At 71.5% G+C, this 25,908-nt stretch carries 23 protein-coding genes and 1 tRNA gene; 10 read left to right on the top strand and 14 right to left on the bottom strand.

The window, feature by feature from the left end; genetic code table 11:
* Window positions 1-159: 159 nt before the first annotated feature.
* Window positions 160-924 (top strand): glycoside hydrolase family 25 protein, encoded by a 765-nt coding sequence (locus BLS95_RS06025; protein ID WP_090929818.1) that lies wholly within the window; start codon window positions 160-162, stop codon window positions 922-924.
* Window positions 925-968: 44 nt separating this feature from the next.
* Here the strand turns inward: BLS95_RS06025 and BLS95_RS06020 are convergent, their stop codons facing one another.
* The 4 genes from BLS95_RS06020 to boxC form a co-directional block, all read right to left on the bottom strand.
* Window positions 969-1,835, bottom strand: coding sequence for an alpha/beta fold hydrolase (locus BLS95_RS06020; RefSeq protein ID WP_090929817.1), 867 nt, complete (start codon window positions 1,833-1,835; stop codon window positions 969-971).
* Window positions 1,836-1,916: 81 nt separating this feature from the next.
* Entirely contained in the window at window positions 1,917-3,071 is a 1,155-nt protein-coding gene (locus BLS95_RS06015; RefSeq protein ID WP_218135619.1) for a F420-dependent hydroxymycolic acid dehydrogenase, read from the bottom strand.
* 47 nt (window positions 3,072-3,118) lie between these two features.
* Window positions 3,119-3,484: a hypothetical protein gene (locus BLS95_RS55445; protein WP_176993029.1), complete on the bottom strand. Its 366-nt coding sequence runs from the start codon at window positions 3,482-3,484 to the stop codon at window positions 3,119-3,121.
* Between the two features lie 15 nt (window positions 3,485-3,499).
* Complete coding sequence (gene boxC / locus BLS95_RS06005) at window positions 3,500-5,185, bottom strand: 2,3-epoxybenzoyl-CoA dihydrolase (RefSeq protein WP_218135618.1); 1,686 nt, start codon at window positions 5,183-5,185, stop codon at window positions 3,500-3,502.
* A gap of 158 nt (window positions 5,186-5,343) precedes the next feature.
* On the opposite strand from boxC, the gene BLS95_RS06000 reads away from it, so the two are divergent.
* Window positions 5,344-6,225, top strand: a complete 882-nt coding sequence (locus BLS95_RS06000; RefSeq protein ID WP_218135617.1) for a PaaX family transcriptional regulator — start codon at window positions 5,344-5,346, stop codon at window positions 6,223-6,225.
* Here the strand turns inward: BLS95_RS06000 and boxB are convergent.
* Window positions 6,222-7,700 carry a benzoyl-CoA 2,3-epoxidase subunit BoxB gene (gene boxB / locus BLS95_RS05995; RefSeq protein ID WP_090929815.1) on the bottom strand — a complete coding sequence of 493 codons (1,479 nt, stop codon included), beginning with the start codon at window positions 7,698-7,700 and terminating at the stop codon, window positions 6,222-6,224. The genes BLS95_RS06000 and boxB overlap by 4 nt on opposite strands.
* A gap of 200 nt (window positions 7,701-7,900) precedes the next feature.
* On the opposite strand from boxB, the gene BLS95_RS05990 reads away from it, so the two are divergent.
* Window positions 7,901-8,806: an RNA polymerase sigma-70 factor gene (locus BLS95_RS05990; RefSeq protein WP_090929814.1), complete on the top strand. Its 906-nt coding sequence runs from the start codon at window positions 7,901-7,903 to the stop codon at window positions 8,804-8,806.
* On the opposite strand, the gene BLS95_RS05985 is transcribed toward BLS95_RS05990, so the two are convergent.
* Window positions 8,781-10,019 (bottom strand): low temperature requirement protein A, encoded by a 1,239-nt coding sequence (locus BLS95_RS05985; RefSeq protein ID WP_245764867.1) that lies wholly within the window; start codon window positions 10,017-10,019, stop codon window positions 8,781-8,783. The two genes, BLS95_RS05990 and BLS95_RS05985, sit on opposite strands and share 26 nt — an antisense overlap.
* 252 nt (window positions 10,020-10,271) lie before the next feature.
* On the opposite strand from BLS95_RS05985, the gene BLS95_RS05980 reads away from it, so the two are divergent.
* A complete protein-coding gene (locus BLS95_RS05980; RefSeq protein WP_090929812.1) occupies window positions 10,272-10,694 on the top strand; it encodes a hypothetical protein in 423 nt (140 codons plus the stop codon).
* 70 nt (window positions 10,695-10,764) lie between these two features.
* Here the strand turns inward: BLS95_RS05980 and BLS95_RS05975 are convergent, their stop codons facing one another.
* Window positions 10,765-12,651, bottom strand: a complete 1,887-nt coding sequence (locus tag BLS95_RS05975) for an SLC5/6 family protein (protein WP_218135616.1) — start codon at window positions 12,649-12,651, stop codon at window positions 10,765-10,767.
* 524 nt (window positions 12,652-13,175) lie between these two features.
* On the opposite strand from BLS95_RS05975, the gene BLS95_RS05970 reads away from it, so the two are divergent.
* A complete protein-coding gene (locus BLS95_RS05970; protein ID WP_090929811.1) occupies window positions 13,176-13,526 on the top strand; it encodes a hypothetical protein in 351 nt (116 codons plus the stop codon).
* A 239-nt stretch (window positions 13,527-13,765) separates the two neighbouring features.
* On the opposite strand, the gene BLS95_RS05965 is transcribed toward BLS95_RS05970, so the two are convergent.
* Both BLS95_RS05965 and BLS95_RS05960 read right to left on the bottom strand, forming a co-directional pair.
* The gene (locus BLS95_RS05965; RefSeq protein ID WP_090929810.1) at window positions 13,766-13,975 is read right to left on the bottom strand and encodes a TOBE domain-containing protein; all 210 of its coding nucleotides are present in this window, start codon (window positions 13,973-13,975) and stop codon (window positions 13,766-13,768) included.
* A gap of 84 nt (window positions 13,976-14,059) precedes the next feature.
* The gene (locus BLS95_RS05960) at window positions 14,060-15,307 is read right to left on the bottom strand and encodes an MFS transporter (RefSeq protein ID WP_090929809.1); all 1,248 of its coding nucleotides are present in this window, start codon (window positions 15,305-15,307) and stop codon (window positions 14,060-14,062) included.
* Window positions 15,308-15,408: 101 nt separating this feature from the next.
* Here BLS95_RS05960 and BLS95_RS05955 point away from each other — a divergent pair, with 101 nt between their 5' ends.
* Complete coding sequence (locus tag BLS95_RS05955; RefSeq protein ID WP_176993028.1) at window positions 15,409-16,878, top strand: AlkA N-terminal domain-containing protein; 1,470 nt, start codon at window positions 15,409-15,411, stop codon at window positions 16,876-16,878.
* On the opposite strand, the gene BLS95_RS05950 is transcribed toward BLS95_RS05955, so the two are convergent.
* Window positions 16,841-17,455 (bottom strand): TetR/AcrR family transcriptional regulator, encoded by a 615-nt coding sequence (locus tag BLS95_RS05950; protein ID WP_245764866.1) that lies wholly within the window; start codon window positions 17,453-17,455, stop codon window positions 16,841-16,843. The two genes, BLS95_RS05955 and BLS95_RS05950, sit on opposite strands and share 38 nt — an antisense overlap.
* A 109-nt stretch (window positions 17,456-17,564) precedes the next feature.
* Here BLS95_RS05950 and BLS95_RS05945 point away from each other — a divergent pair, with 109 nt between their 5' ends.
* On the top strand, window positions 17,565-18,677 hold the full coding sequence (locus tag BLS95_RS05945; RefSeq protein ID WP_090929807.1) for an FAD-dependent monooxygenase: 1,113 nt from the start codon (window positions 17,565-17,567) through the stop codon (window positions 18,675-18,677).
* 40 nt (window positions 18,678-18,717) lie between these two features.
* On the opposite strand, the gene BLS95_RS05940 is transcribed toward BLS95_RS05945, so the two are convergent.
* A complete protein-coding gene (locus BLS95_RS05940; RefSeq protein WP_090929806.1) occupies window positions 18,718-20,052 on the bottom strand; it encodes an ROK family transcriptional regulator in 1,335 nt (444 codons plus the stop codon).
* A 230-nt stretch (window positions 20,053-20,282) separates the two neighbouring features.
* Between BLS95_RS05940 and BLS95_RS05935 the strand changes: the two genes are divergently transcribed.
* The 3 genes from BLS95_RS05935 to BLS95_RS05925 all read left to right on the top strand — a co-directional run bounded on the left by BLS95_RS05935 (window position 20,283) and on the right by BLS95_RS05925 (window position 23,472).
* The gene (locus BLS95_RS05935) at window positions 20,283-21,710 is read left to right on the top strand and encodes a sensor histidine kinase (protein WP_143043597.1); all 1,428 of its coding nucleotides are present in this window, start codon (window positions 20,283-20,285) and stop codon (window positions 21,708-21,710) included.
* A 63-nt stretch (window positions 21,711-21,773) separates the two neighbouring features.
* On the top strand, window positions 21,774-22,355 hold the full coding sequence (locus tag BLS95_RS05930) for a TetR/AcrR family transcriptional regulator (RefSeq protein ID WP_090929948.1): 582 nt from the start codon (window positions 21,774-21,776) through the stop codon (window positions 22,353-22,355).
* Complete coding sequence (locus tag BLS95_RS05925; RefSeq protein ID WP_090929804.1) at window positions 22,339-23,472, top strand: alpha/beta hydrolase family protein; 1,134 nt, start codon at window positions 22,339-22,341, stop codon at window positions 23,470-23,472. The genes BLS95_RS05930 and BLS95_RS05925 overlap by 17 nt, the downstream gene beginning before the upstream one ends.
* Window positions 23,473-23,604: 132 nt before the next feature.
* Here the strand turns inward: BLS95_RS05925 and BLS95_RS05920 are convergent.
* From BLS95_RS05920 to BLS95_RS05910, 3 genes are all read right to left on the bottom strand, one after another.
* Window positions 23,605-23,680, bottom strand: a tRNA-Pro gene (locus BLS95_RS05920).
* A 147-nt stretch (window positions 23,681-23,827) separates the two neighbouring features.
* Window positions 23,828-24,889: a mechanosensitive ion channel family protein gene (locus tag BLS95_RS05915; protein WP_245764865.1), complete on the bottom strand. Its 1,062-nt coding sequence runs from the start codon at window positions 24,887-24,889 to the stop codon at window positions 23,828-23,830.
* Between the two features lie 18 nt (window positions 24,890-24,907).
* Window positions 24,908-25,903: a ribonucleotide-diphosphate reductase subunit beta gene (locus tag BLS95_RS05910; protein WP_090929803.1), complete on the bottom strand. Its 996-nt coding sequence runs from the start codon at window positions 25,901-25,903 to the stop codon at window positions 24,908-24,910.
* Between the last annotated feature and the right edge of the window lie 5 nt (window positions 25,904-25,908).

Genomic DNA, 25,908 nt, shown 5'->3' with positions numbered 1-25,908 from the left:
ATGAATACCTTTTTGTGCAATCGCGGTACCTGCCGGGCAAACTGTCGCCCCGGGCCGTAGCCGCGCTGCCGCCCCCTGACCAGACCATACGGTCGCATCCTGGGGCCTTCAGGAGCACCGACCCGGTCGGCGGCATGAAAGCAAGGAGTCAAAACCCCCATGCTCAAGCCCCGGCTCACGGCAATCGCCCATATCCTCAAAGATCATCTCAATCCGTATACCAAACGCCTCACCTTCGCCACCGGCGCCGCGCTCGTGGCCGGCATCGTCGCCGCCGCGAGCGTGACCGGCACGGCGATCGCCCGGTCGGCCGACTTCGGGGTGGGGCAGGAGGCCGGGTCGTACACCTACGGCCTGGACGTCTCCCACTACGAACCGCTGTACAACTGGGCGGCCAGCCCGGCCCAGTTCGGCATCATCAAGGCCACCGAGGGCGTCGACTTCCGCGACGCCTCCTTCGCCAGGCACTGGCAGGAGCTGGGCAAGAAGGGCATCGTCCGCGGGGCCTACCACTACGGTCACCCGGCCGGCGACCCGATCGCCGAGGCGAACTACTTCCTGTCCACGGTGAACGCCCAGCCCGCCAAGCCCGGCGACCTGCTGGTCCTGGACCTGGAGACCACCGACGGCAAGAGCGTCCCCGAGGTCAACGCCTGGGCCAAGACCTGGCTGTCGTACGTGAAGGCCAAGACCGGCGTGGCCCCGATGTTCTACAGCAGCTGGCGCTTCGCCAACATCTACGGCCACGGCCTGTCGGACTACCCGCTCTGGGTGGCCCACTACGGCAAGGAGAAGGGCACCGTCACCCCACCCGCCGACTGGAAGACCTGGACCATCCACCAGTACTCCGAGTCGCCCATCGACCAGAACGTCTCCACCCTGACCCCCGACCAGCTGCGCGACCTGGGCCGCCCGGCCGTCTGAGCGGGGCGGCCCGAGGACGTCGGGCGACATCCGGTCCGGCGGTGCTAGTCGGTCAGCACCCGGCGCAGCGTGACGGCGAACCCTTCAGGGTCGCCCGGCATGCCGAACTCGTTCCCGAGGAAACCGCCGTGGTTGCTGGGGAAGACCACCGCCTCGCTGCCGAGCCGGTCGGCGACGGCCAGGCCCGCGCGGCAGGCCAGCTGCCCCTCCGACTCGACCCCGACGCCCACGACGATGCGGGTCGAAGCGGCCCGCAGGGCCTCGAAGTCGTGCTCATAGTGCGTGCAGCTCATGAGGTTCTGTCCGAGCAGCGCGTCGTCACGGGAACCGTCGTCCTCCGCCGGCAGCCCGAAGTTCGCCGGGCTCGGCGTGGGCTGGTCGGCGAAGTCGGCCGGGACCTCGCCCTGCAGGCCGGTGAGCGCGAAGAACTTCACCATCCCCGCCCCGAAGCCCTCCCGCTCGTACGTCCGGCGGATGTCCGCCACCGCGGCCAGCGCCTGCTCCCGGTCCGGCAGCACCTGGGCGGACGGCGGCTCGTGCGCCACGAGCGTACGCACCTGCTCCGGGTGCCGGGCCACCAGCGCCAGCGCGTTGACGGCGCCGCCGCTGCTGGCGAAGATGTCCACCGGCCCGCCGCCCAGCTCGGCGATCAGCCGGTGCAGGTCGTCGGCATGCAGGTCGGGCGTGGACTCGGCGGCCCCGTCGGTCCGCCGGCTCCGGCCCACCCCGCGCGGGTCATAGGTCACCACCGTGCGGTCGGTGAAGTGCCCGGCCAGGGTGCCGAAGCCACTGGCGTCCATCGGCGATCCGATCATCAGCAGCGCCGGCTCGTTGTCGTCATCGGCCTCCCGGATGTCGTAGTGCACAACCGCACCAGGCACCGTGAGGGTGTGGGACTTGGGCTCAGACATGTCTCGCTCCTTCTCTAGAGGGTCACAATGTAGACCCGCGGGAGCGGAAAAAGTCATCGGCGGTGGCGACCGTGCACCTGTTCAGGGGCGCACGTGGGGCAGCACCTCGCGGGCGTAGAAGTCGATCACGCCCCGCTGGTCCTGCTGGCCGGAGTGGACGAACGGGGTGCCACCGGCGTCGATGATCCGCTGCAGCGCCTTGACGTGCACCTCCGGGTCGGTGCCGCGGGGCCATGACCGGTAGACCTCCGGCAGCGTCCAGCGCCGCTCCGCGATGCGCTGGATCGTGACCGGGTTGGGCTGGTAGAGCAGGTCGCCGAAGCCGTGCACGGTGAAGCGCCACTTCTGGGCCGCCTGCTCGGCCTGGGCCTGGTCGCCGACGACCACCCAGGTCTCCACCAGCTTCGGCATGCTGTCGGGGTCCTTGCCTGCGGCACGGGCGCCCTTGACGAACTGGTCGTGCAGGGCCGGGTCGGTCAGGTCCTTGACCTGGGCGATCCAGCCGTCGCCGTACCGGCCGGCCAGGTGGGCGCTCTTCGGCCCGCTGGCGGCCACGTAGATGGGCACCGGCTTGGCGGGGACGTCGTACAGCTTGAACTGGTCGGTCCGGTAGTACTCGCCCTTGAAGGTGGTGCGCTCGCCCGTCCACAGGCGGCGGATCAGCTGGATGGCCTCCACCAGGCGGTCGTGGCGTTCGGGGTAGCGGCCGAAGCCACCGGTCGAGGCCTGCTCGTTGAGCGCCTCGCCGGTGCCGAGGCCGAGGAACACCCGGCCGGGCGTCAGGATCCCGAACGAGGCGAACGCCTGCGCCACCTGCGAGGGGTGATGGCGGTAGAGCGGGCAGGTGACGCCCGTGCCGTACGTCAGCCGGGACGTACGGTCGCCGACCAGCGCCAGCGTGATCCAGGGGAACATGGCGTGTCCCTCGTTGTCCTGCCACGGATGGGCATGGTCGCTGGCCCAGACGTGGGTGAAGCCAGCGCGCTCGGCGCGCTCGGCGAACGAGACCAGCTCGGGCGTGCGGAACTGCTCGTGCCCGAGGACGAAGCCCACCGGCGCCCCCGGCCGCCGCCCCGGCTGTCCCGGCGCCGGCGTGGGCGTCTCGGCCGCGTGAGCCGCCGAGAACCGCGACAGCCCGGCCGCCCCCATGGCCGCCGCCCCCAGCAGCGAGAACTCCCGCCGCGACAGCTCCCCCTCGCCACCCGGTCGCTGTCCGCGCTTATGTCCGTTCATCATCGAGCCTCCCCCGGAGACCCGACTACCCACTACAAAACGGACATAAATCACATCGCCCAACAACATCCGGGCGGCCAAAGGGAGACGGCCCACCGCTCACGGCTGGATTCCGGCGTACACCTTCCTCGCGTTCCCGCCGAGCACGGCCCTGGCGACCTCGTCAGGCAGGAGGCCCGCCACGGCACGGGCGTTGACGGCGGTGCCGGGGACGCCGGGGACTCGCAGAACAGCAGCGCGACGTCGACGCCCTGGGCGGCGAAGAGCTCGTCCAGGCGGGCCGGGCGCGGCCGGTCGGCGGCGTCCCAGACGTCCTCCAGCAGGCCGTCAGGGCCGAGGTCGCGCGCCCACCGCAGCCAGGCGGGCTTGAGCGTGCCGAGCAGCGGCACATGGACGTGCGCGTCGATGAGCGGCATGCCCGTCGATCACCGTCACACCCGTTCGGGGTCGTAGTCGCCGGTACGGCCGCTGCCGTAGCGGCGCAGGGCGCCGTCGGGGCCGGAGGCGTTCGGGCGGACGAAGATCCAGTTCTGCCAGGCGGTGAGCCGGCCGAAGATCTTCGTCTCCACGGTCTCGGGGCCCACGAAGCGGTGGTTGGCCTCCATGCCGGTCAGCGCGTCGGACGAGAGCGAGGCGCGTTCCTCCAGCACGATGCGGAGCTCCTCCTCGAAGTCGAGGTCGTCGAGGGCCATGGTGACCAGGCCGAGCTCCGCCGCGGCGGCCGCGTCGAGCGGCTCGCCGAACCGGCCGCGGGCGGCGTCGAGCTCCCAGTCGTGGCCCCAGAACCGGGACCGCAGGCGCGACAGGCCGTTGCCCATCGGGAAGTCGCCGTCGTTGGCCGGGGTGAGGACGAGGGTGGCGGGGTCGGCGTCGGGGTCGCGGTCCTCGTAGACGCCCTCCAGCATGTACTGACGGTCGGCGGCCAGGGCCAGCTCGGCCAGCAGACCGGCGAAGGCGGTGCCCGGCTCGATGACGGCGATGAGGCTGCGGCTGGTGACGTCGAGGCGTTTGAGCGTGCGCTTGTAGTAGTGGCGCACCTCGTTGACGAACCAGTCGCCGGCCCGCTCCCGCAGCTGGGCGTCGTAGGCCAGCACCCGCCCGGGGTCCCCGGCCGTGCGCAGCACCCAGATGCCGAGGCCGGGCTCGTTGGTCCGCAGGTGCAGGATGAGGTCGTCCAGCGCGCGGGTCACGGCGAGCGGCCAGTAGCCGGCGCCCTGAGCCACCGGCTCGTCCGGCGGGGCGCCGGGCGGGCCCGACACGGTGATCTCGACGCGGCGCCTGCCCCGGTCGATCCGCGCGGACACGTACGGGTAGGCGATCGTGTCGCCCTCGTCCTGACGGTCGAGCGGCGTCAGGCGCACCCCCGTGGCGTCCGGCGGACGTCCGGACGCCGCGGCGGCTTCGTGAGCGCGCCTGGCCACCTCGTCGTCCAGGGCGTCACGCGGCACGGCGGCGTCGACCAGACCCCACTCGACGGCGGTGCGCCCCCGGAACCCCTCGGACCTGGTGGCGAACACGTCGGCGCGGTCCTTGCGCACGTGCCGCTTGTCCACCACGCGGGTCAGGCCACCGGTGCCCGGTAGCACGCCGAGCAGCGGCACCTCGGGCAGGGAGACGGCCGAGGAGCCGTCGTCGACGAGGACGATCTGGTCGCAGGCGAGCGCCAGCTCGTAGCCGCCGCCGGCGGCGGCGCCGTTGAGCGCGGCGATCCAGGTCTGGCCGGAGTGCTCGGTGGCGTCCTCGATGCCGTTGCGGGTCTCGTTGGTGAACTTGCAGAAGTTCACCTTCCAGGCGTGCGTGGACTGCGCGAGCATCCTGATGTTGGCCCCGGCGCAGAACATCCGCTCCAGGCCGCCGGTCAGCACGACCGCCCCGACCCCTGGGTGCTCGAAGCGCAGCCGCTGGACGATGTCGTAGAGCTCGATGTCCACGCCGAGGTCGTAGGAGTTGAGCTTGAGCTCGTAGCCCGGGACCAGGCCGCCGTGCTCGTCCACCCGCAGGGTGACCGTGGCCACCGCCCCGTCCACGTCGAGCCGCCAGTGGCGGTAGCGGTCGGGGGTGACGGCGAAGCGGACCACCGGCGGGGCCGGACCCGTGGTTTCAGCGGTGACAGTCAAGGCGCGCTCCGTCGGACGAGGTTCCCTGCCAATGTTCGACGTATACGATATACATCGTCAATCCGTTGTAGCAGGTATGGCCGGCCTGGCGTTCCGCCGCGGCCCGCCCGACCTGGCAGAATGCGCGCCGTCAGGGCGCCGGACGACAGGAGGACCGCGTGTCGCCGCGCGAACCGCGCTCGGAGCCCGGCCGGGCGGCCGTGACCTCGGCGCGCCAGAGGGAGAGGGGCTCGGCCGGCGCCCGCTCGCTGCTGCTGACGGTGCTCGGCGAGTTCGTGCTCCCCCGCGGGGGCGAGGTGTGGACCGGCACCCTGGTCGACGCGCTCGGCGCGCTCGGCGTCGAGGAGAAGTCCGCGCGGCAGGCACTGTCGCGCACGGCCGCCGAGGGCCTGCTGGAGTCCGCACGGCACGGCCGCAAGGTGCGCTGGAGCCTCACCGAGGCCGGTGACCGGCTGCTGCGCGCGGGCACCGAGCGCATCTACGGCTTCATGCGCCGCCCGCACGCCTGGGACGGCCGCTGGCTGGTGCTGACCGCCGGGGTCCCGGAGACCCAGCGCCGGCTCCGCCACCGGCTGCGCACCAAGCTCACCTGGCTCGGGCTCGGCTCGCCCGCCCCCACGCTCTGGGTCGTCCCCGACGCGGCCAAGGAGGCCGAGGTACGCGAGGTCATCCGCGAGCTCGACCTGGCCGACCGGGCCTACGCCTGGACGGGTTCGTCGGCGGAGATCGGCGACACCGCCAAGCTGATCAGCGCCGCGTGGGACCTCGACGACGTGGAGAAGCGCTATCTGCGCTTCATCGAGGACTTCGAGGGCCGGGCGGTCGCCTCGGACCGGGCGGCGTTCGTCAACCAGGTGCTGCTCATCCAGGAGTGGCGGCGCTTCCCGTTCCTCGACCCCGATCTGCCGGCCGAGCTGCTCGACCACGCCTGGCCGGGGCCCCGGGCGGCGGCCGTCTTCCACGACCTGCGCAACCGCTGGCACCGGCGGGCCCAGGCCGAGTGGGACCGGATGGACGCGGACGCGGACGCCCGCCACTAGACGAGCCCCTCGTCGGCCAGGTGCACATAGTCGAACTCGACCGGCTGGTCGTTGATCCCGGTCCTGGGCGGGGCGATCCAGCCGGCGAACTTGCCGTACTCGTACTCCGGGATCATGAGGGCGGCGACCCGCTCGCGGTCCTCGGGCGTGGGCAGCCAGGCGTCCGCGCCGGCCCGCCAGGTGGTCTCGTCCACGACCTCGCCGTGCGGGGTCACGTGGTGGCCCGCATAGACGCCGACCTTGCGGTTGAAGCCCTCGTGCGGCAGGTGGAGCCGATCCGGCACGCCGGCGGCGGCCAGCACCCGGTTCCAGCGGCGCACGCCGCCCGCGCAGTCGGCGGCGTACTCGTCGCGCAGGTCGAGGTTGAGCGCGCTCAGCAGCGGCACGGTCCTCGTCCTGATCTCGCCGCCCTCGACGTGGCGCAGCTCCCGGGTGACGCCGAGCAGCACGTGGTCGTCCTCGCGCCGCGTCTCCATCCAGCGGCCCTTGAGCCCGGCGGTGAAGTAGTTGCCGGCGTTGGTGGACTGCTCGGAGCCGAACAGGTCCATCGACACGGAGTACTGGAAGTTCAGATATCTCTGGATGACGTCCAGCGAAATGCCGCCGTAAGGGAAGACGTCGGCCGTGCCGTGCTCCCGCATGAGCTCGGCGGTGCGCTCCAGGATGCGCTCCACCCCGGTGGTGCCCACGAACATGTGGTGGGCCTCCTCCTTGAGCATGAATTGGCAGGTACGCGCCAGCGGGTCGAACGCCGACTCCTTGAGCGTGCCGAGCTGGTACTTGCCGTCCCTGTCGGTGAAGTACGTGAACATGAAGAACTGCAGCCAGTCGGTGGTCGCCTCGTTGAAGGCGCCCAGGATCCGGGGCGCGTTCAGGTCGCCGGAGTTGCGCTTGAGCAGTTGCTCGGCCTCCTCCCGCCCCTCCCGGCCGAAATAGGCGTGCAGCAGGTAGACCATCGCCCACAGGTGGCGGCCCTCCTCCACGTTGACCTGGAAGAGGTTGCGCAGGTCGTAGATGCTGGGCGCGGTGTCGCCGAGGACGCGCTGCTGCTCCACCGAGGCGGGCTCGGTGTCTCCCTGCACGACGATCAGGCGCATGAGAGCGGCCCGGTGCTCGCCGGGCACCTCCTGCCAGGCGGGCTCGCCCTTGTGCTTGCCGAAGTGCACCTTGCGATCGGGGTCGCGCTCGGCCAGGAAGATCCCCCAGCGGTACTCGTCCATGGGAACGTGCGCGAAGTGCGCCCAGCCGTCGCGGCCCACGGCGACCGCGGTGCGCAGGTAGACGTCCTTGGTCGGCAGGGCCGGGCCGAGCTGCCTCCACCAGTCCAGGAACTTCGGCTGCCAGCCCTCCAGCGCCCGCTGCAGGCGGCGGTCGCCGGCGAGGCCGACGTTGTTGGGGATGCGCTGGCTGTAGTCCACCCGGTTGAGAGGGCCGGTGGGCGCGGGTGCGGCGCCGGTACGGGAATCGGTGCTCATCACTACTCCTGTAGATCGACTTCCTCGCCGCCAAGTGCGCAGCCACTCCCAACTTGCCACAGTTAAATTGCGCTACGGAAGGCCGATGTAGAAACTTCACGGCTCACCCGGCGGATCGGCGACCCCGCGCTGCGGGCGGATGACCGCAAGCGGAAAAATGGGACCTTGACCGGGTCCGGACACCGGTGAGGCAGGGGGCGATGGCAGTGGCGGATACCGTGCCGGCGGGCGGGCCGGACGATCTCGAACAGGCCGTGGAGATCTTCGCGGGGGTGCGGCCGCGCCTGTTCGGGATCGCCTACCGGATGCTGGGCAGCGCCACCGAGGCCGAGGACCTGGTGCAGGAGGTCTGGCTGCGCTGGCAGAACGCCGACCGCGCCGTGGTGGAGAATCCGGCCGCGTTCCTGGCGACGGCGACCACCCGGCTGGCCATCAACACCGCCCAGTCGGCCCGCGTCCGCCGCGAGACCTACACCGGTCCCTGGCTGCCCGAACCCGTCGACACCGCCGCGGACCCGTACCTCGGCGCCGAGCGCGGCGAAGCGCTGGAGCTCGCGGTGCTGGTGCTCCTGGAGCGGCTCTCGCCCACCGAACGCGCGGCGTACGTGCTGCGGGAGGCGTTCGACTACCCCTACCGGCAGATCGCCGACATCCTCCAGCTCAACGAACCGGCGGTCCGCCAGCTGGTCAGCAGGGCCCGCAAGCACGTACTCGACGGACGCCGCACACCGGCGACCAGGGCCGAGCAGCGCAGGCTGCTGACCGCCTTCGTCACCGCCGCCCGATCCGGCGACCTGAACGCGCTGGAGGAGCTCTTCGCCGCGGACGTGACCAGCTACTCCGACGGCGGCGGCGCCGTCCGCGCCTCGCGCATCCCCGTGGTGGGGGCGCACACGGTGGCCAAGTATGTACGGGCGTTCGCGCGGCACTTCTGGACCGGGGTCGACGTGGCGTGGGCGGAGGCGAACGGGCAGACGGCCGCCCTGCTGAGCCGCGACGGCGAGGTGTTCGCGGTCCTCACCGTCAACGCCTCGGCGCAGGGCATCGACCAGGTGCTCTGGATGATGAACCCGGCCAAGATCACCGCAGTGTCCGCCCGGACCTGACCCACCGCCCGCGTCCCGGCGAGGACCGGGCCGCGACCGTGACGGCGGCCTGCATGACGCAGACGGCGGCGATCCCCGCGACCACGCCCGCCACGCCGATCCAGGAGGCCGCGAGCGGCAGCAGCGCGACGACGGTGACCGAGCCCAGCACCAGGCACGGATGCGGGACGGGCTCCCGCGCGACGAGGGCGTGCACCGCCCACAGCAGCGCTAGGAACACCGCGGCCGGTACGGCGACCGCGTACCCGATCGCGAGCGGCGACGCCGCGACCTCACGCCCGCTCTGCTCGACCGCGACCTCCAGGCCCGCGCCGATCGCCGCGAGCGCCGCGAAGATGCCGTAGTGGCCGTATCCCCACAGGTAGGACCGGTCGCGCCGGGCGCTGAGCCCCTCACCGGCCCGCACCACGAAGTACAGCCACCACAGGGCCAGCAGCAGCACGAACCCCGACCCGGAGACGACGAGGAAGGGACTACTGATCTCGCTCGCCTCCAGCGCCCCCGTGACTCCCCTGCCGGCGGCCAGGACGCTCTCGCCGAGCAGGATGATGGTGAACAAGCCGTAGCGCTCGGCGATGTGGTGCGGGTGCCAGGTGGTCGCCCCGTGCCGTTCCGCCCACCGCGGCACCAGGAGCTCCAGCACCACCAGCGCGGCGAAGAACGGCAGCTCGAAGGAGGACGGCAGGACCCCCGACTCCACCAGCGGGAGGCGGAGCAGCCAGCCCACCTGCAGGAGGGCGAGCCCGGCGGCGTAACGCAGCGCCGTGCGGCGGCTCCCCGGCACTTCGAGGCCCACTCTCAACCACTGGGCGATGAGCCCGATCCGCATGATGAGATAGCCCAGCGTGACGATGCCGTACGCGGAATGGGCGGCCGCGTCCGGCACCCCGGCGGCCAGGACCAGGACACCGGCCATCTGGACCATGGTCAGCAGCCGGTAGGCGACGTCGTCGGTGTCGTAGGACGAGGCGAACCAGGTGAAGTTCATCCACGCCCACCAGATCGCGAAGAACACCTGGAGGAACGGCACCACCCCGGCCAGGCCGTGCCCCTCGGCGACGGTGTGCGCGAGCTCGGCGGTGACGGCCGCGACCGCGACCACGAAGGTGAGGTCGAACAGCAGCTCCAGCTGGCTGGAGACGCGATGCGGCTCGTCGATGGCCCGCGCCGTCATCCGGATCCGGAGCCGGCTCCCGTCGGTTTCTGCTGGCAAGCTCCCGCTCCCGTCACTCCATGGGTCCGTTCGCCTGACAAGACCGGGCAGCGTGCCGTTCTGTGACGGCCAATTTCCGGCCGCCGTCCCTACCCTCGGACAACCGCCACCCGCCGGCCGCGCTCACCCCAGCCGGCGAGCGGGCGGCGGCCGGGCTGGAGCGGTCGGTGAACCCGGGGCCGCCCCGGTGCGTACCCAGGGCAAAGCAGCGACTGAGAGCCCGGGTTCACCGTGACACACGCATTACACCGATTGCGACCGATCATCGCCTGGTGCCTGACGGCCCTGGGCGTGGGCTTCATCCTGGTGTCGGCCTGCGCCACCCAGCCGATCACCGCCACCAGCCGGCATGGCCATGCCGCGCCGGCCTCGCCGCGTCCCCCGGTGACCTTGGAGCGCCTCGTCGCCGCGGCCGGGTGCCCCAGCGCCAAGGCCCAGGGCAAGGCGGCCGACTTCCGCCAGGTGGTGTGCCAGGCCCCACAGGGCCGCTACACCATCATGACCTTCGACACCCAGACCGGCAGGGACGCCTGGCTGGCCGAGGCCGAGCCGTACGGGGGGACGTACCTCGTCGGCGAACGGTGGGCGGTGGTGTCGGAGAAGGACCTCCTGCACCAGCTCCGCGACCAGCTCGGCGGCGAGCTCCGCGGGCAGCCCCACGGGGCCCATTCGTGACCGCCCTTCCCCGGGGCGCGATCACAGGGCCCCGGCCGGGGCCCTTTACAATGTAGATCATCGGCGTCCGTCAGCCGACGTGGACGATGGGGCGGCGGTCGGGGTCGGATTCGGCCTGGCGCAGGACCTCGCGGGTCAGGGGCGGGATGTCGCCGCCGCCGAAGACGAGATAGCGCAGCAGGGCGCCGATGGGGTTGCCCTCGGCGGCCCAGTGGAAGTAGACGTGCGGGGTCTTGCCGGTCTGGTCCCGCAGGTACAGCAGCAGGGCGGCGATGGCGTTGGCGATGGTGGTGCTCTGCATGCGCAGGATCCGGAAGCCGTGGCGCTCCTCGCCGATGACGCGCAGCTCGCCCGCGAACTCGGAGGCGTCGGGGATGGTGACCTCCAGGAAGAGCGGCCCTTCGCTGGTGCGCAGGCGGTGCAGCTCCCACGCCTCGCGGGCCTTGTCGATGTACTCCTTCTGGTCGCGGGTGTGGGGCTCGTTGGCGATGAGGTAGATCTCGCCGACTTCGTTGATGAAACGGCGGGCGCGGTCGTCCAGGTGGATGGTGGTCACCCGTAGCTCGGTGGACCGGGTGGCCCGGGAGATCAGCGAGATCACCACGATGGCCAGGACGAACAGCAACGCGATCACGAGACCGTCGGGGCGTTCGATGATGTTGGCGACGGTGGCGTAGGCGAGGACCAGCGTGACCAGCCCGAAGCCGACGGCTGCCCTCGTGCGGCGCCGGACCCACGCGGACAGGGTGACCGCCACGGCGGCCGACAGGATCAGCGCCAGGACCCCGGTGGCGTAGGCGCCGCTCTGGGCGTCCACCTCCGCGTCGAAGAACACGGTGATGAGGAAGGCGATGCCGGTGAAGACCAGCACCATGGGCCGGATGGCGCGCGTCCAGTCAGGGGCCATGCCGTAGCGGGGCAGGTAGCGCGGCACGATGTTGAGCAGCCCGGCCAGCGCGGAGGCGCCGGCGAACCACAGGATGGCGATGGTGGCCAGGTCGTACGCGGTGCCGAACCAGCCGCCCAGATACAGGTGGGCGAGGTAGGCCAGGGCGCGGCCGTTGGCGGAGCCGCCCTCGGCGAACTCCTCGGCGGGGATGAGCACGGTGGTGGCGAAGCTGGAGGTGATCAGGAAGACGCTCATGATGAGCGCGGCGGTGGTCAGCAGTTTGCGCGCGCCCTTGACCCGGTGGGCCAGGTCTCCCTTGATCAGCGGCATGACCGCCACGCCGGTCTCGAAGCCGGACAGGCCCAGGGCGAGCTTCGGCATGACGTACAGGGAGACGGCGGCCATCGCGATCGGGCTGGAGTAGTCGGCGGCGAGGACGTTCCGCCAGCTCTCCACCCGTTCCGGCTGGGCGACCACCTGGAGTACGGCGGTGGCCACCACGACCACGTTGAGCAGCAGATAGACGGCCACCAGGACGACCGCGATGGAGATGGCCTCGCTGAAACCGGCCAGGAACACCCCGCCCAGCGCGGCGATGAGCAGCAGGGTGACCGGCACCCGCCAGTCCGCCCAGGCGTGCGGCACGAAGGGGTTGTGCACGATGTGCGCGGTGGCGTCGGCCGCCGACAGGGTGATGGTGACGATGAAGGCGGTGGCCACGAACCCGAGCAGGAACAGCACCAGCAGTTTGCCGCGCCAGCCGGGCAGCAGCCGCTCCAGCATCGACAGCGAGCCCATCCCGTGCGGGCTCTGCTCGGCCACCGCCCGGTAGGCCGGCAACGCGCCCAGCAACGTCAGCGCGACCAGCAATAACGTGGCCAGGGGACTGAGCGCGCCGGCGGCCAGGGCGGCGATGCCGGGCTGGTAGCCGAGGGTGGAGAAGTAGTCGACGCCCGTCAGGCACATCACCTGCCACCACGAGTGGTGATGACCGGGATCCTCTTCGCGATTCGGATGGCTCGTCAGCCCTTCGGGGCGCTGCAGGCCCTTCAGCAGCCACTGTTGCAAGGCTCCTGGCGCAGCCGTGCGCCGATCCACGTCGGCCACAGGCCACCTCCGTCAAGAAAACGTCAAGACGTGTGAACCCTAGTTAGGGCCGAGCCTCCGAACGCGCGGTCGTGCCGTCAAGAAAACGTCAATATTTCCGCCGGACCGGACAGGCCCGCACGGTCGCGGTCGCGGGCGGAGATGTACGGGGGCGAGGTTGTCGTGCCGCTTCCCAACGGGGCATGCAGGGCAGGAGTGGGCGGGGATATCCCACTGTGCTCAGGTGACTGTTGTTCTCAAACATCAAAATCGTGGCTGAATAACACTATTAGGTTTTGACAGGTTGTTTGGCCTTAAGGAGGTAGCTGAGACTATCTGTAGGGGTACGTCTGCTTCTGTCTGAGTGTCCGCAAAATAGCGGATGCCGGATTCCGAGCCGATCTATCCATGAACGGAAACGAGAGCACGTGAATACTGAGAATCGGCGAACGTCACGCCACGGGCGGTTCGCGGCACTAGCTCTTGCCGGCGCGGTCGCCGGTAGCATGTTCCTTCCGCTCGCCCAGGGGGTCGCCGGCGCGAGCGCCGGGTTCCCCGCCGTCCAGGCAGGCGGGCCGCCGGCGCCGGCGCCGCGCGTGGTGCACGTCCCGCGGCCGGTCGTGAGGCACCACGTCAAGCGCCCCTGCATCCGGTGCGTCCGCCCGCCACACCACTTCAACCGCGAGCACGTCCGCATCAACGTCCACAACTTCAACCACAACTTCAACCGTGACGACCAGCACCGCCGTCACATCGAGCGCCGCCACGACAGGGACTTCTGGCGCGGCGACTTCAAGGACCAGGAGTTCGAGGACCACCACCACGACAAGCCGTGGGGCCTCGCCGAAGAGGAGTAAAACCCACGCCGGACGACAGCCTCGGAACAGGCCGATGAGGGTGCCCGTCCTTGACACCGCGGTCGGCGCCGGGGGAAATCCCCCGCGCCTTCCCGGTGACCGGGATGGTCGAGGCCTCGATGCCTCACCCGTCAGGCGGCCGAGGACATGCTGTTACGGCTGGTGCGCGGCACCCGAACCCACCGTCCGGCGGGCTCGGGTGCCGCGCCGTGTGTTCCGTCTGTCTCTCGCCACGAACCTCAGCCGTCCACCGCCAGCATCATGTCCGACGCCTTGACCAGGGCGACCACCTCGCTGCCTTCCCGCAGCCCGAGCTCGTCCGCGGCCTCCACCGTGATGGCCGCCACCAGGCGCAGCCCGGCGGCGTCCAGCTCGACGTTGGCCGTCGCGTCGCCCTTGGTGATCCCCACCACTCTGGCCGGGATCTTGTTCCGCGTGCTCACCAGCATCCCGTCTCCTCCTTCACCGTGGGGCCATCCCCCTCCTGCCCATGGCCGCCTGGTTCAAAGGTGCCCCGCCCCGACCCGGGCCGGTCATGGACGTGCCGCCAGCAGGGCGAGCGCGGGTGCCGCCGCCACGACGGCCATCACCAGGACGGCCGGGGTGAGCGTCCCGGCCGCGAGCAGCGGTGTGACGGCGGCGGCGCCGATGGGAGGCGTGGCCTGCATGAGCGTTCTGAGGACGGCGAAGCCCCGGCCGCGCAGGGGCGCCGGGATGCGGGCCATGCGCAGCGATTGCGCCCAGATGGTCATCGGCGCGCTGAACATGCCGATGACGAGGAAGCCGGCGGCGACTCCCAGCGTGTGCGGGACGCTCAGGATCGCCAGGAACCCGGCGGCGGCGACGAGCTGGACCACGCCGATGGCCCGCACCGGGCGGGTCCGCGGTGACCGGGCGCCGGCCATCACCGCCCCGGCCAGCTCGCCCGCGGACAGGGCGGCCAGCAGCAGTCCCAGGGTTCGCGGCCCGCCGTCCAGCCGGGTACCGGCCAGCCAGGGCGCGGTGACCATCAGCATGCCCATGGCGATGTTGAAGGCCATGAACGCGAGCGTGGTCATGACCAGCACCCGATCTCCGAGCAACGTCAGGACGCCTCCACCCGGCGGGCGCTCAGTGCCGTCACCCGGCAAGTGGGCCGGGCCAGGCTCGTCCGTCCGCGTCCGGGGCGTGAGGGGGCGGCGGACGGCGAGGGCGGCGACCGCGAACACCACGTACGAGACCGCGTCGAAGGCGAGCACGGCCTCACTGCCGAGCCACGCGATCAGCAGCCCGCCGAGCGCCGGCCCCGCCATCCCGGAGAGGCTGAAGCTCAGGCTCTCCAGCGCGTTGGCCGCGTCCCTGTCCCGCTCGGGAACCAGGTCCGGGATCGCCGCCGGAAATCCCGCCAGCGGCACCATCTTGAACAGCCCGTACACCACCGCCACGACGAACGGCAGCGCCTCGGGCACCTCCCCCACCGCCGACATGATCGGGATCGCCGCCATCGCCACCCCGCGCACCACGCTGTCGGCGGCCAGGACGTGCCGCTTGTCGAACCGGTCCAGGACCGGCCCGGCCAGCAGCCCGCCCACGAACACCGGCAGCGTGTAGCAGACGGTCAGCAGCCCCACCCGCTGGACACCGTCCGGCTGGGAGAGCACGAGCCACGTCAGGGCGACGAGCGTCATCCCGTCCCCCACCAGCGAGACGGAGGAGCCTAGCCAGAGCAGGCGGAAGTCACGCCGGGACAGCGCCCGGCGGTAAGCGGCCGATCGGCCGGGGGCGAGTTCGTTGACCGTCATCGGGCCAGCCTGACCACCGCCGGCCGCCCGCGCTGGCGGGCATCGGCCGTTGACGTCGGTGTCCCATGCCCGCCAGCCCGGCTCGTACCGGAACGGGCAGAATGGGCAGGGTGATCGACGACGAGGTCGCGTTCGCGGCCATGGAGAGCCGCGACCCGCGCTTCGACGGGTGGTTCTACGTCGCCGTCACCACGACCGGCATCTACTGCCGCCCGAGCTGCCCCGCGGTCATGCCAAAGCCGGAGAACGTCCGGCTGTTCCCGAGCGCGGCGGCGGCGCAGGTGCACGGGTTCCGGGCGTGCAAGAGGTGCCGTCCCGACGCCGCGCCAGGTTCGCCGGAGTGGAACCTCCGCACGGACCTGGTCGGCCGCGCGATGCTCCTGATCGCGGAGGGGATCGTCGACCGGGAAGGCGTGGCCGGGCTGGCCGCCCGGCTCGGCTACAGCCGGCGCCAGGTGCACCGCCAGCTCGTCGCCGAGGTCGGCGCCGGGCCGCAGGCCCTGGCCAGGACGCAGCGGGCGCAGACCGCCCGGATGCTGCTGGAGGCCGGGGCCCTGCCGGTCAGCGACGTGGCCTTCGCCGCCGGCTTCACCAGCATCAGGCAGTTCAACGACACGATCAGGCAGGTGTACGCGACCACGCCGAGCGGGCTGCGCGGAACCGTACGCGACGCGCCCGCGCCGGGTGCCATCACCTTGCGACTGGCCTACCGGCCGCCCATGGACGTCGCCGCCTCGCTGGACTACCTCGGCGCCCGGGCGGTTCCCGGCATCGAGGAGTATCGCGCGGGCGCCTACAGCCGGTCGTTGTCGCTGCCGCACGGCGCCGGCGTCGTCACGCTGCGGCCGGGCGCCGCTCACGTCTCCTGCGAGCTGCGGCTGGAGGACCTCAGGGACCTGGCCGTGGCCGTACGGCGCTGCCGACGGCTGCTCGACCTGGATGCCGACCAGCAGGCCATCGACGCCTTCCTCGGCGCGGACCCGCGGCTCGGGCCGCTGGTCGCGCTCCGTCCCGGCCTGCGGGTGCCCGGTTGCGCCGATCCCGCGGAGCTGGCCTTCCGGGCGGTGCTCGGCCGCCGTACGCGGGCCGCGCGGCTCCGCGATCAGCTCGCCGGTCTGGTCGCGGCGCACGGCACGCCGCTCGCCAGGCCGTTCGGGCAGGTCACGCATCTGTTCCCTGACATGACCGCGCTGGCCGAGGCCGGCGCCGGGGCCGGGGCCGCCGGCCGTACGCAGCTCGCGCTCGCCCGCGCCCTCGCCTCGGGGACCATCGGCCTGGACCCCGGCTGTGACCCGCACCATGTGCGCAAACAACTGCTCGACCTGCCGGGCATGAGCCGGTGGGCGGTCTCCTGCATCCGGATGAGAGCCCTGGGCGACCCCGACGTCCTCATGCCGGACCGGTCCGTCCAACGCGCCGTCCGGCTCCTCGATGCGCTGCCCGACCGGTGGCGCCCCTGGCGCTCCTACGCCACCCAGCACCTGGCGCGCCTGAACCCCGCTCGGCCCGTGCCTCCCACGGACCCGGCCTCGCTCACTCAGGCCCGCGTGACGCCCGCAGCCAGGGTGTGAGCGCCACGTCGGTCGCGCGGTTGACGGCCTCCCGCACGCCGGCGGGGTCGCGGAGGCGCTCGGGGTCGTCGAGCAGCACCTGCAGCGCGCCCGACACCGCCCCGATGAACGCTCCGGTCAGCGCCACCGCGCTCACCTCGTCGATCTCGTCGGGGAACGCGGCGGCCAGCTGCCTGCCGATCTCGCGCTGGGCCTCGAACTGGATCTGCAGCGCGCGCCCGCGCACCGCCGGCACGGTCCGGACGAAACGCAGCCGCAGCGCCGCGACCCGGCTCACCATCTCGTCGCTGTCGTCGCCGACCTTGCGCAGCGCGCGCAGGAGCACCTCGGCCGGTCCCTCGTCAGGACCGCGTGAGGCGATCGCGTCGAGGGCGGCCTGCACGCGCACGTCGCTCTCCGGGAACAGCAGCTCCTCCTTGCTGGCGAAGTATCCGAAGAACGTGCGCGTGCCGATCTCCGCCGCGGCGGCGATGTCGGCGATGGTCGTCTCGTCGTAGCCGTTGCGCTCGAACAGCTCCGTCGCGGCGTCGACGAGGGCCTGGCGGGTGCGGGCCCGCTTGCGATCGCGAAGTGACACGCGCCCAGCATACCGGCACCCAGCGCAAACAAGCATCTGGAGCCGTTTCGCAGTGAAAGCTAGTTGGCACTGATGGCGAAATGGCACTGAATGCGGTTATCGTGGAGGCATGACCTCTCAGAGCGTCCTCATCTCGGGTGCCGGCGTGGCCGGCCCCACCCTCGCGTACTGGCTGGCCCGCCACGGCTTCCAGCCCACCGTCGTGGAGCGGTCCCAGGACCTGCGCTCCAGCGGCAACCCCGTCGACGTACGCGGCCCGGCGATCCCCGTGGCCGAGGAGATGGGCGTCATGCCCCGGCTGCGCGCTGCCGCCACCCAGGCGACCGCGATGAGCGTCGTCGACGCGACCGGCCGGCAGGTCGCGCGCATCAAGATGCCCGCCGCCCGCGGCGGCGACAAGCCGGAGGTCGAGCTCCCGCGCGGCGACCTGGCCAACGCCCTCTACGAGACCGCCCGCGACGACGCCGAGTTCCTGTTCGACGACACGATCGTCACGCTGCGGCAGGACGCGGACGGTGTGGACGTGACGTTCGGCCGCGCCGCGCCCCGCCGCTTCGACCTGGTGATCGGGGCCGACGGGCTGCACTCGACCGTGCGGCGCCTGGAGTTCGGCCCGGAGAACGACTTCGTCACCCACGTCGGCCTCTACGTCGCGACCCTGCCCCTCGACGGCCCCGCCGATCCCCCGCACGACCTGGTCCTCTACAACACCCCCGGCAAGCTGGTCGCCCTGCACCCCGGGCGGGGGCGGGCGTGGGCCGCCTTCATCTTCCGCAGCCCGGCGATCCCCGGCTTCGACCACCGCGACACCGACCAGCACAAGCGGATCGTCGCCGAGGCGTACGCGGGTGCCGGCTGGCGGGTGCCGGAGCTGATCGAGCAGGTGCGGAAGGCCGAGGACCTGTATTTCGACTCGGTCAGCAGCGTCCGGCTGACCACGTGGGCGCGCGGCCGGATCGCGCTGCTAGGCGACGCGGCGTCGTGCATGTCCCTGCTCGGCGACGGATCCACCCTCGCCATGGTCGGCGCCCGCACCCTCGCCAGGGCACTCGGCGAGGAGTCCGGCCACGCCGCCGCCTTCCGCCGCTACGAGGCCGAGCACCGCATCCTGGTCGCCCCGAAGCAGCGCAACGTCGGACGGGCCGCGGGCCTGCTCGTCCCGAAGACGCGGCTCGGGATCACCACCCGTAACCTCACGGCCCGGGTCCTCCTCGGCCGGTGAGCCGGATCACCGCCGATGACGCCGCTGGGCCGGGCAGCGTTCACAGATCGCCGAAGAACACCCGCCGGCGGGCCTGCTCGACCGCGACCAGCAGCGCGCCGCGCACCACGGGCCTGACCGAGATCCTACTCGGCTCCACCCGGGGCCGGGCCAGGCACATGCCGGCCACGGCCCGCTGAACGCGACCGGCGAGCTCGTCCCCTCCGGCGGCGCCCACGTCGCTGCCCAGCACGACGAGCTCGGGATCGAGAACGGAGCAGATGGAGGCGACCCCCAGGGCGATCCGCCGGGCCAGCTCATCCAGAAAGGCCGCCCCCGCCGCACCTCCCGCCGTCCCCGCCCCCGCCGCACCTCCCGCCGTCCCCGCCGCGGTCGTCACACCTCCCGCCGTCTCCGCTGCGGTCGTCACACCTTCCGCCGCCCCGGCCGCACCCCCCTCGGAGGCCGCCGCCTTCCTCGTGTTCCCCTCGGCCGCCGTCACGCTGCCGACGGCGGCTGCGACGCTCAGTGCGGCGGACTCGGCCGCGATCCCGTGCCGCCCGGCCAACTCCCGCACCGCCCGCCAGCCCACCAGGGCCTGGAAGGCGGCGCCCACCTCGTGGCGGCCGGGGTCGAAGCCGCCGTCGCTCACGGCCGCCCCGGGGACCGGCATCCAGCCGAGCTCTCCGGCCGCGCCCGCCGTCCCCCGCAGCAACTGGTCGCCCACCATGACGGCCGATCCGGGCCCACGCCCGATCCAGAGCAGCACGAAGCTGCCCGCCCCGCTCGCGGCTCCCAGCGCGCGTTCGGCCGTCGCGGCGAGGTTGACGTCGTTGTCGATCGTGACGGGCAGCCCCGTTCTCCGGTGAAGGGCCTCGACCACGTTCCCGCACCAGGCGGGCAGGTCGTAGCAGAAGCGGATGTCGCCGGTGGCCGGATCGATCGCACCCGGGAGGCCGATCACGCACTCCCGCACCCGTGCCCTGTCGACCTGCGCGTCCAGGGTGAGGCGCGTCACGACCGCGTCCACCGCCTCGGCGGGGTCCACCGCGACCTCGGTGGGGATCGTCGTCTCCGCCAGCACCCGTCCCGTGATGTCGGCGAGCACGGCGGCGGTCGTGTCCAGGTAGACCTCCATCCCGATCACATAGCCGCACGACGGGTCGAGCCCGTACAGGACCGCGCTGGGCCCGCGTCCTCCCTCCTGCACGCCGGCCCTGACCACCAGGCCGCGCTCCTCCAGCCGGGACAGCACATGACTGGCGGTCACCTTGGACAGCCCGGTCATCTCGCTCACCTGCGACCGGGTCAGCGCTCCCGACGAACCCAGCAATTCCAGCGCGGCACGATCGTTCAGCTCACGTAGCAACCGCGGACGCCCGGGCTTCGCATTCATGTGATCAATCCTGCCTCGCCCATTTCGCCAAGGGCTCGTTACCCAGGGGTAATGTCTCGGCCATGTTTTGGTGCGGCCATGGCCCTCAGCGGCATCACAGCATATTTGGCCATTACCTTCGAAAGGAGAGCTGAACTGTACCTTTACCGGAGGGACGTGTCGCCGTGGGGGGCGGACGGGCATCACCTCTTCCTAATTCGCTCCGCGCCCGCACCACGCTGGCCGTCGGGGTGCTGGCCCTGATATTCCTGTCGTTGATCGGCGCTGCCGTCAATTACCTGGTCCTCGACCGGGTTCAGCAGCGGGTCTCCCAGGAGTCGATGCAGGCCGCCGCCGTCTGGATGCAGACTCTCCAGCCCGGCGACCCGCGGCAGCCGGTCCCGCGGACCCGGATCGACCTCCTCCAGCTGGTCGACTCCCGGGGCCGGGTGGTCACGGCCAGTGCCGCGGCGGCGGGGCGGCCGGCCCTGAGCACGATCATGCCCCAGGTCGACCACCCGGAGCAGGATCGCGTCGAGTGCTCCGCGCCGGGGAAGTGCATCATGGTGACCGCCCTCCGGGTCCCTTCGCTGATGGCCGCGCAGCTGTGGCGGGGCGAGCCGCACTTCATCTACGCCGGGATGGTGGAGCCGCCCATCCTGGCCACGAAAACCCTGGAGATCTCCACCGCCGCCGCGATCGTGCTGCTCACCGGCCTGGTGGCGGGAGGGAACTGGTGGCTCGCGGGCCGTACGCTGCGTCCGGTGGCGGCCATCAGGGAGCGGATGTCCGAGATCACCGTGCGCGACCTGAGCCTGCGGGTCCCCACGCCGCCGGGCCGTACCGAGTACACCCTGCTCATCGGCACCATCAACCAGACGCTGGCCCGGCTGGAGGAGACCGTACGCGAGCAACGCCGGTTCGCGGCCACCACCTCCCACGAGCTCAGGACCCCGATCGCCGGCCTGCGGACGAACCTGGAGGAGGCGCTGCTCTACCCCGACGACGTCGATCCCCGCTCGGCCATCCGCGCGGCGCTGTCCACCACCGAGCGCCTGGAGCTGATCGTCGACGACCTGCTGGTGCTGGCCCGCCTGCGCGCCGGCGAACCCGCGGTGCGCGAGCGGATCGACCTCGGCGCGCTCGTCCGGGAGGAGGCGGCGACCCGGTCCGGCCAGGTGCGGATGCACGTCCGCGCCGCTCCGGACGTGCGCGTGCTGGGCAGCCGGATCCAGCTGATCCGGGTGCTGGACAACCTGCTGGCCAACGCCCGGCGCCATGCCGACCACGAGGTCGAGGTCACCGCCGAGCGGGCCGGTGGCCTGGCCGTCGTCACGGTGACCGACGACGGTGACGGCATCGCGGCGGCGGACCGCGAACGGGTCTTCGAGCGGTTCGTCCGCCTGGAGGACGGCCGGCGCCGCGAGCAGGGCGGCAGCGGGCTCGGCCTGACCATCTCCCGGGACATCGCGCACGCCCACAACGGCACCTTGCGGATCGAGGACTCCCCGCGCGGCGCGCGGTTCGTGCTGCGACTGCCGGCCGTGTACGACGTGCAGCAGGCCCCGGACGGGACCCGGCCACCGCCCGCCGCCCACCAGAAGGCCCCGCCCCCGCCGCCGGCGGGCCACGGCGTGCAGGCCCGCGTCGGCAGCAGGCCGCCGGCCGACCACAAGTAACGGCCCCTCCGCGCGAAGCCGCGAGGTGTACTGCGTATACCATCATGGTTTACTGTGTACACCATGACCGTTCCCCCCACGGCGCGACGGATCGCCGAGGCCGCGCGGACGATCCTCGTGAACGAGGGCGCCGCGGCCGTGACCATGCGGCGGGTGGCCGACGTGGTCGGCCTGTCGCCGATGGCGACCTACAAGCACTACCCGAGCCGCCAGGTGCTCCTCGACACCGTGGCCGACGACGCCTTCCGTGAGCTGACCGCGTCCTGGGGCACCCGGGTCCCGGACGGCTCCTGGGAGGACCGGACCCTCGGCCTCATGCACGACTTCCTGGACTTCGCCCTGGGGCGGCCGCATCTGTACAGGTTCCTGATGACGGATCGCCGCGAGCGGGCGCGGCGCTTCCCCGACGACTTCGCCGGCCGCGGGGCGCCGCCGTTCTCCCTGCTCGTCGTCCTGGTCGGGGAGGGCATGCGCGCGGGGCCGCTGCGCGAGGACGATCCGCTGGAGGTGACGCTGGCGCTGACGTCATCCGTCCAGGGCCTGGTCGAGCTCTACCTCGGAGGCCGCATCGGCCTAGACGAGGCCGGGTTCCGCGGTCTGTGCGAGCGCACGGTGAGGAGGATCCTCCATGGCATCGGGGCGTGACCGGCGGCGGACGGTGATCGTCGCGGGCCTGGCGGTCCTCGCCGTCCTGGTCGCGGCCACGGGCTTCGGGGCCTGGTACGGCAGCGACCAGGCGGTCAAGGTCGTGCGCTACGGGACGAGCAACACCAGGGTCCTCGCCGTACGGGATGATCTGGTGACGCTGGAGCTGACCCACGAGTCCGGCAAGCCGGGCACGTACTGGCTGGAGTGGAGCGGCTCGTACTCGATGCTCGGCGACGTCGTGTCCCGCGCACCGGGCAGGGTCACTCGCGAGGTGCTGCGCGGTCCGATCCCCTCGGTGGGCACCCCCGGCTACTTCGGCAACGTTCCGCCCGGCGATCCCCAGGTGGCCTGGGGGATCGGCTTCTCCGAGATCATGGTGCCCACGGAGCTCGGCCCCGCCCCGGCCTGGTACGTCCCCGGCACCGGCGGCACCTGGGTCGTCGCCGTGCACGGGCAGAACGGGCGGCGCAAGGCGGAGCTGAAGATCCTGCCCGTCGTGCACGAGCTGGCGCTGCCCTTCCTGGACATCAGCTACCGCAACGACGAGGGGGCGCCGCCCTCCCCCGACGGGCTGCTGCACCTGGGCGCCTCGGAGTGGCGCGACCTGGAGGCCGCCCTGCGCCAGGCCCGGACGATGGGGGCCCGGCGTTTCATCCTGTACGGCACCTCGATGGGCGGCCAGCTCGTCGGCCAGTTCCTGAGCAGGTCACCGCTCGCGAACCTGGTCGACCGGGTCATCCTGGACGCTCCCATGATCGACGTACGGATGACCGCGGAGCAGAGCGTCAGGAAATACCACCTGCCCGCCTTCATGGCGGCGCTGTCGGACCAGGTCGTCCAGTGGCGTACCGGGATCGATCCGGACACGCTCAGCCTGATCCGCCACCCGCCCGCGGTCAGGCCGCCTCTCCTGCTGATCCACACCGTGCCCGACGCCGAGCACCCGATCCAGGAGGCCCGCGACCTCGCCGCGGCCGGCGGCCGCCTGGGGTGGCGGATCCAGTTCGAGCCGTTCGCGCAGGGCGAGCACACGGAGGCGTGGAACGTGGACCGCACCCGCTACGACCGGCTCGTACGCGACTTCCTGTCCCCGGCCGGCGGCCGTCCCGGATAGGCGCCGCCACAAGATCTGGGCCCCGGGCCTGGCTGGCGTGGGCCGTGCCCGGGGCGGGGGCCTGGTCCGGCCGGGGGGCGCCATTCCCGCCGGCCAGGCCGTGGCCCGCGGCCCTTTCCCTTCAGGGCCGCGTCCGAGTGGCAGGATTCGAACCTGCGGTGCTCCTGCTCCCAAGGCAGGCGGGCTGACCAAACTGCCCCACACTCGGTCATGCCGGGGACGGGCCGCCGCGGAAAAGCACCGGATGGTTTCCGGGAATTGCCACGACGCAAATCAACCGCGAAATGCCGTCACCCTGTTCTTTTCGTGGTCGGACGGTGTTCACGGTAAACCCCGGATATGCCCGCGTGCCACTTCATTTCGACGGCCGGGCCCGGGATTCGGGCGTCTCGACGCGGAAACGGGGCAACGCTTCAGGGTGGTTCTCCCGGACGTAGTCGACCAGGAACTCGCGCACGTCGCACTTGAGGTCCCAGGCTGACGGCGAGTCGGCGGCGCTCATGAGGGCGCGCAGCTCGACCAGGCCGTTCGGCAGCACGTCGGTGACCTGGAGGGTCCAGTCCTTCTGGTCCCACAGCGGATTTCCCTGCAGGAACTCGTAGAGCGCCGAGCGTATTTGGTGGACCGGGACCGACCAGTCCACCCGGAGAAACACCACGGCGACCACCCGGCTGCCGTGCCGGGTCCAGTTCTCGAACGGATTCTGGGTGAAATAGGAGACGGGCAGGACCAGGCGGCGTTCGTCCCAGAGCCGGAGCACGACGTAAGTCAGGGTGAGTTCTTCGATGCGGCCCCATTCGTCCTCCACCACGACCACGTCGTCGATGCGGAGGGCGTCGCTGAAGGCGAGCTGGAGCCCGGCGAGCGCGTTGCCGATGGTCGGCTGGGCGGCGATGCCGACGATGGCGCCGGCGATGCCCGCCGAGGCGAGCAGCCCGGCGCCGAGCGCCCTGACCTGCGGGAAGGAGAAGAGCATGGCGCCGATCGCGATCACGATGATGACCGCGGCGGCGACCCGGCGGACCAGCCCGATCTGCGTCATGATCCGCCGCGCCCGGCGGTTGCGGTCGCCCTCGACCAGCACCAGCCGTTCGAGGACGACGTCCGTCAGCGCGTACGCGGCCTGAATGATCAGCCAGGTGACGACGCCGATCGTGACCAGGCCCAGCGCCCGCTGCACCGAGGCCGCCATGGCCGGCTCGCCCGGCGCGGAGCCGAACATGCCCGGCTCGAACACCAGGTGGAAGGCGACCACGGCGGCCGTCGCGAACGCGGGCCACGTACAGTGCTCCACCAGGTGCCGGGCGAGCGAGAACTTGCGCCCCATCCGGTTCAGCACCCGCCGGGCGAGCTCCACCAGGAGGATCGCGCCGACCACCGAGATCACGAGTACCGGCCAGTCCGCCGGAGACTGCACGCCTATGCCCCCTATCAGTTAAAAGGTCTCGTCAAAGCTCACACTGCCCTCTACCGCGACCTGGTAAGCAGAGACGCGCCGTTCGAAGAAATTGGCCAACTCCTGTACATCCTGCAACTCCATGAACGCGAACGGGTTCGCCGAGCCGTACCGGATGGGCAGGCCAAGGCGGGTCAGCCGCTGGTCGGCGACGTATTCCAGGTACTTGCGCATCTGCTCGGCGCCCATGCCGGGCATGCCGTCGCCGCACAGGTCCTCGGCGAAGGCCAGTTCGGCCGCCACGGCCTCCTCGATCATGAGGGTGACCTGCTTGCCCAGGTCGTCGTCGAACAGCGAGGGCTCCTCGGCCCTGACCGTGTCCACGACGCCGAACGCGAACTCCATGTGCAGAGACTCGTCCCTGAACACCCAGTTCGTCCCGGTGGCCAGCCCACCGAGCAGGCCGCGGGAGCGGAACCAGTACACGTACGCGAAGGCGCCGTAGAAGAACAGGCCCTCGATGCAGGCGGCGAAGCAGATGAGGTTCAGCAGGAACTGGCGGCGCTCGGCGGCCGTCTCCAGCCGCCGCAGGTTCCCGATGGAGTCGATCCACTTGAAGCAGAACTCCGCCTTGTCGCGGATCGAGGGGATGTGCTCGATCGCGGCGAAGGCCTTGACCCGCTCGTCGGGGTCGGGCAGGTAGGTGTCCAGCAGGGTCAGGTAGAACTGCACGTGCACGGCCTCCTCGAAGAGCTGCCTGCTCAGGTACAGGCGCGCCTCGGGGGCGTTGACGTGCTGGTAGAGGTTGAGTACGAGGTTGTTGGCCACGATGGAGTCGCCGGTGGCGAAGAAGGCCACCAGGCGGTTGATCAGGTGCCGTTCCTGCGCCGTCATCCTGCCCAGGTCGGCGAGGTCGCTGTGCAGGTCCACCTCCTCGACCGTCCACGTGTTGCGGATGGCGGCGCGGAAGCGGTCGTAGAAGACCGGATAGCGCATGGGCCGCAGGGTGAGGTCCATGCCGGGGTCGAGCAGCATCGAGG

This window comes from Nonomuraea jiangxiensis (assembly GCF_900099965.1).
Classification (GTDB): domain Bacteria; phylum Actinomycetota; class Actinomycetes; order Streptosporangiales; family Streptosporangiaceae; genus Nonomuraea; species Nonomuraea jiangxiensis.
This window is presented reverse-complemented; position numbering and strand designations above follow the sequence as displayed.

Coding starts and splice junctions, on each gene's coding strand:
- BLS95_RS06025 (WP_090929818.1), top strand. CDS start 160: ATGCTCAAGCCCCGGCTCACGGCAATCGCCCATATCCTCAAAGATCAT.
- BLS95_RS06020 (WP_090929817.1), bottom strand. CDS start 1,835: ATGTCTGAGCCCAAGTCCCACACCCTCACGGTGCCTGGTGCGGTTGTG.
- BLS95_RS06015 (WP_218135619.1), bottom strand. CDS start 3,071: ATGATGAACGGACATAAGCGCGGACAGCGACCGGGTGGCGAGGGGGAG.
- BLS95_RS55445 (WP_176993029.1), bottom strand. CDS start 3,484: ATGCCGCTCATCGACGCGCACGTCCATGTGCCGCTGCTCGGCACGCTC.
- boxB (WP_090929815.1), bottom strand. CDS start 7,700: ATGAGCACCGATTCCCGTACCGGCGCCGCACCCGCGCCCACCGGCCCT.
- BLS95_RS05990 (WP_090929814.1), top strand. CDS start 7,901: ATGGCAGTGGCGGATACCGTGCCGGCGGGCGGGCCGGACGATCTCGAA.
- BLS95_RS05970 (WP_090929811.1), top strand. CDS start 13,176: ATGTTCCTTCCGCTCGCCCAGGGGGTCGCCGGCGCGAGCGCCGGGTTC.
- BLS95_RS05965 (WP_090929810.1), bottom strand. CDS start 13,975: ATGCTGGTGAGCACGCGGAACAAGATCCCGGCCAGAGTGGTGGGGATC.
- BLS95_RS05960 (WP_090929809.1), bottom strand. CDS start 15,307: ATGACGGTCAACGAACTCGCCCCCGGCCGATCGGCCGCTTACCGCCGG.
- BLS95_RS05955 (WP_176993028.1), top strand. CDS start 15,409: ATGGGCAGGGTGATCGACGACGAGGTCGCGTTCGCGGCCATGGAGAGC.
- BLS95_RS05945 (WP_090929807.1), top strand. CDS start 17,565: ATGACCTCTCAGAGCGTCCTCATCTCGGGTGCCGGCGTGGCCGGCCCC.
- BLS95_RS05940 (WP_090929806.1), bottom strand. CDS start 20,052: ATGAATGCGAAGCCCGGGCGTCCGCGGTTGCTACGTGAGCTGAACGAT.
- BLS95_RS05930 (WP_090929948.1), top strand. CDS start 21,774: ATGACCGTTCCCCCCACGGCGCGACGGATCGCCGAGGCCGCGCGGACG.
- BLS95_RS05925 (WP_090929804.1), top strand. CDS start 22,339: ATGGCATCGGGGCGTGACCGGCGGCGGACGGTGATCGTCGCGGGCCTG.
- BLS95_RS05910 (WP_090929803.1), bottom strand. CDS start 25,903: ATGCTGCTCGACCCCGGCATGGACCTCACCCTGCGGCCCATGCGCTAT.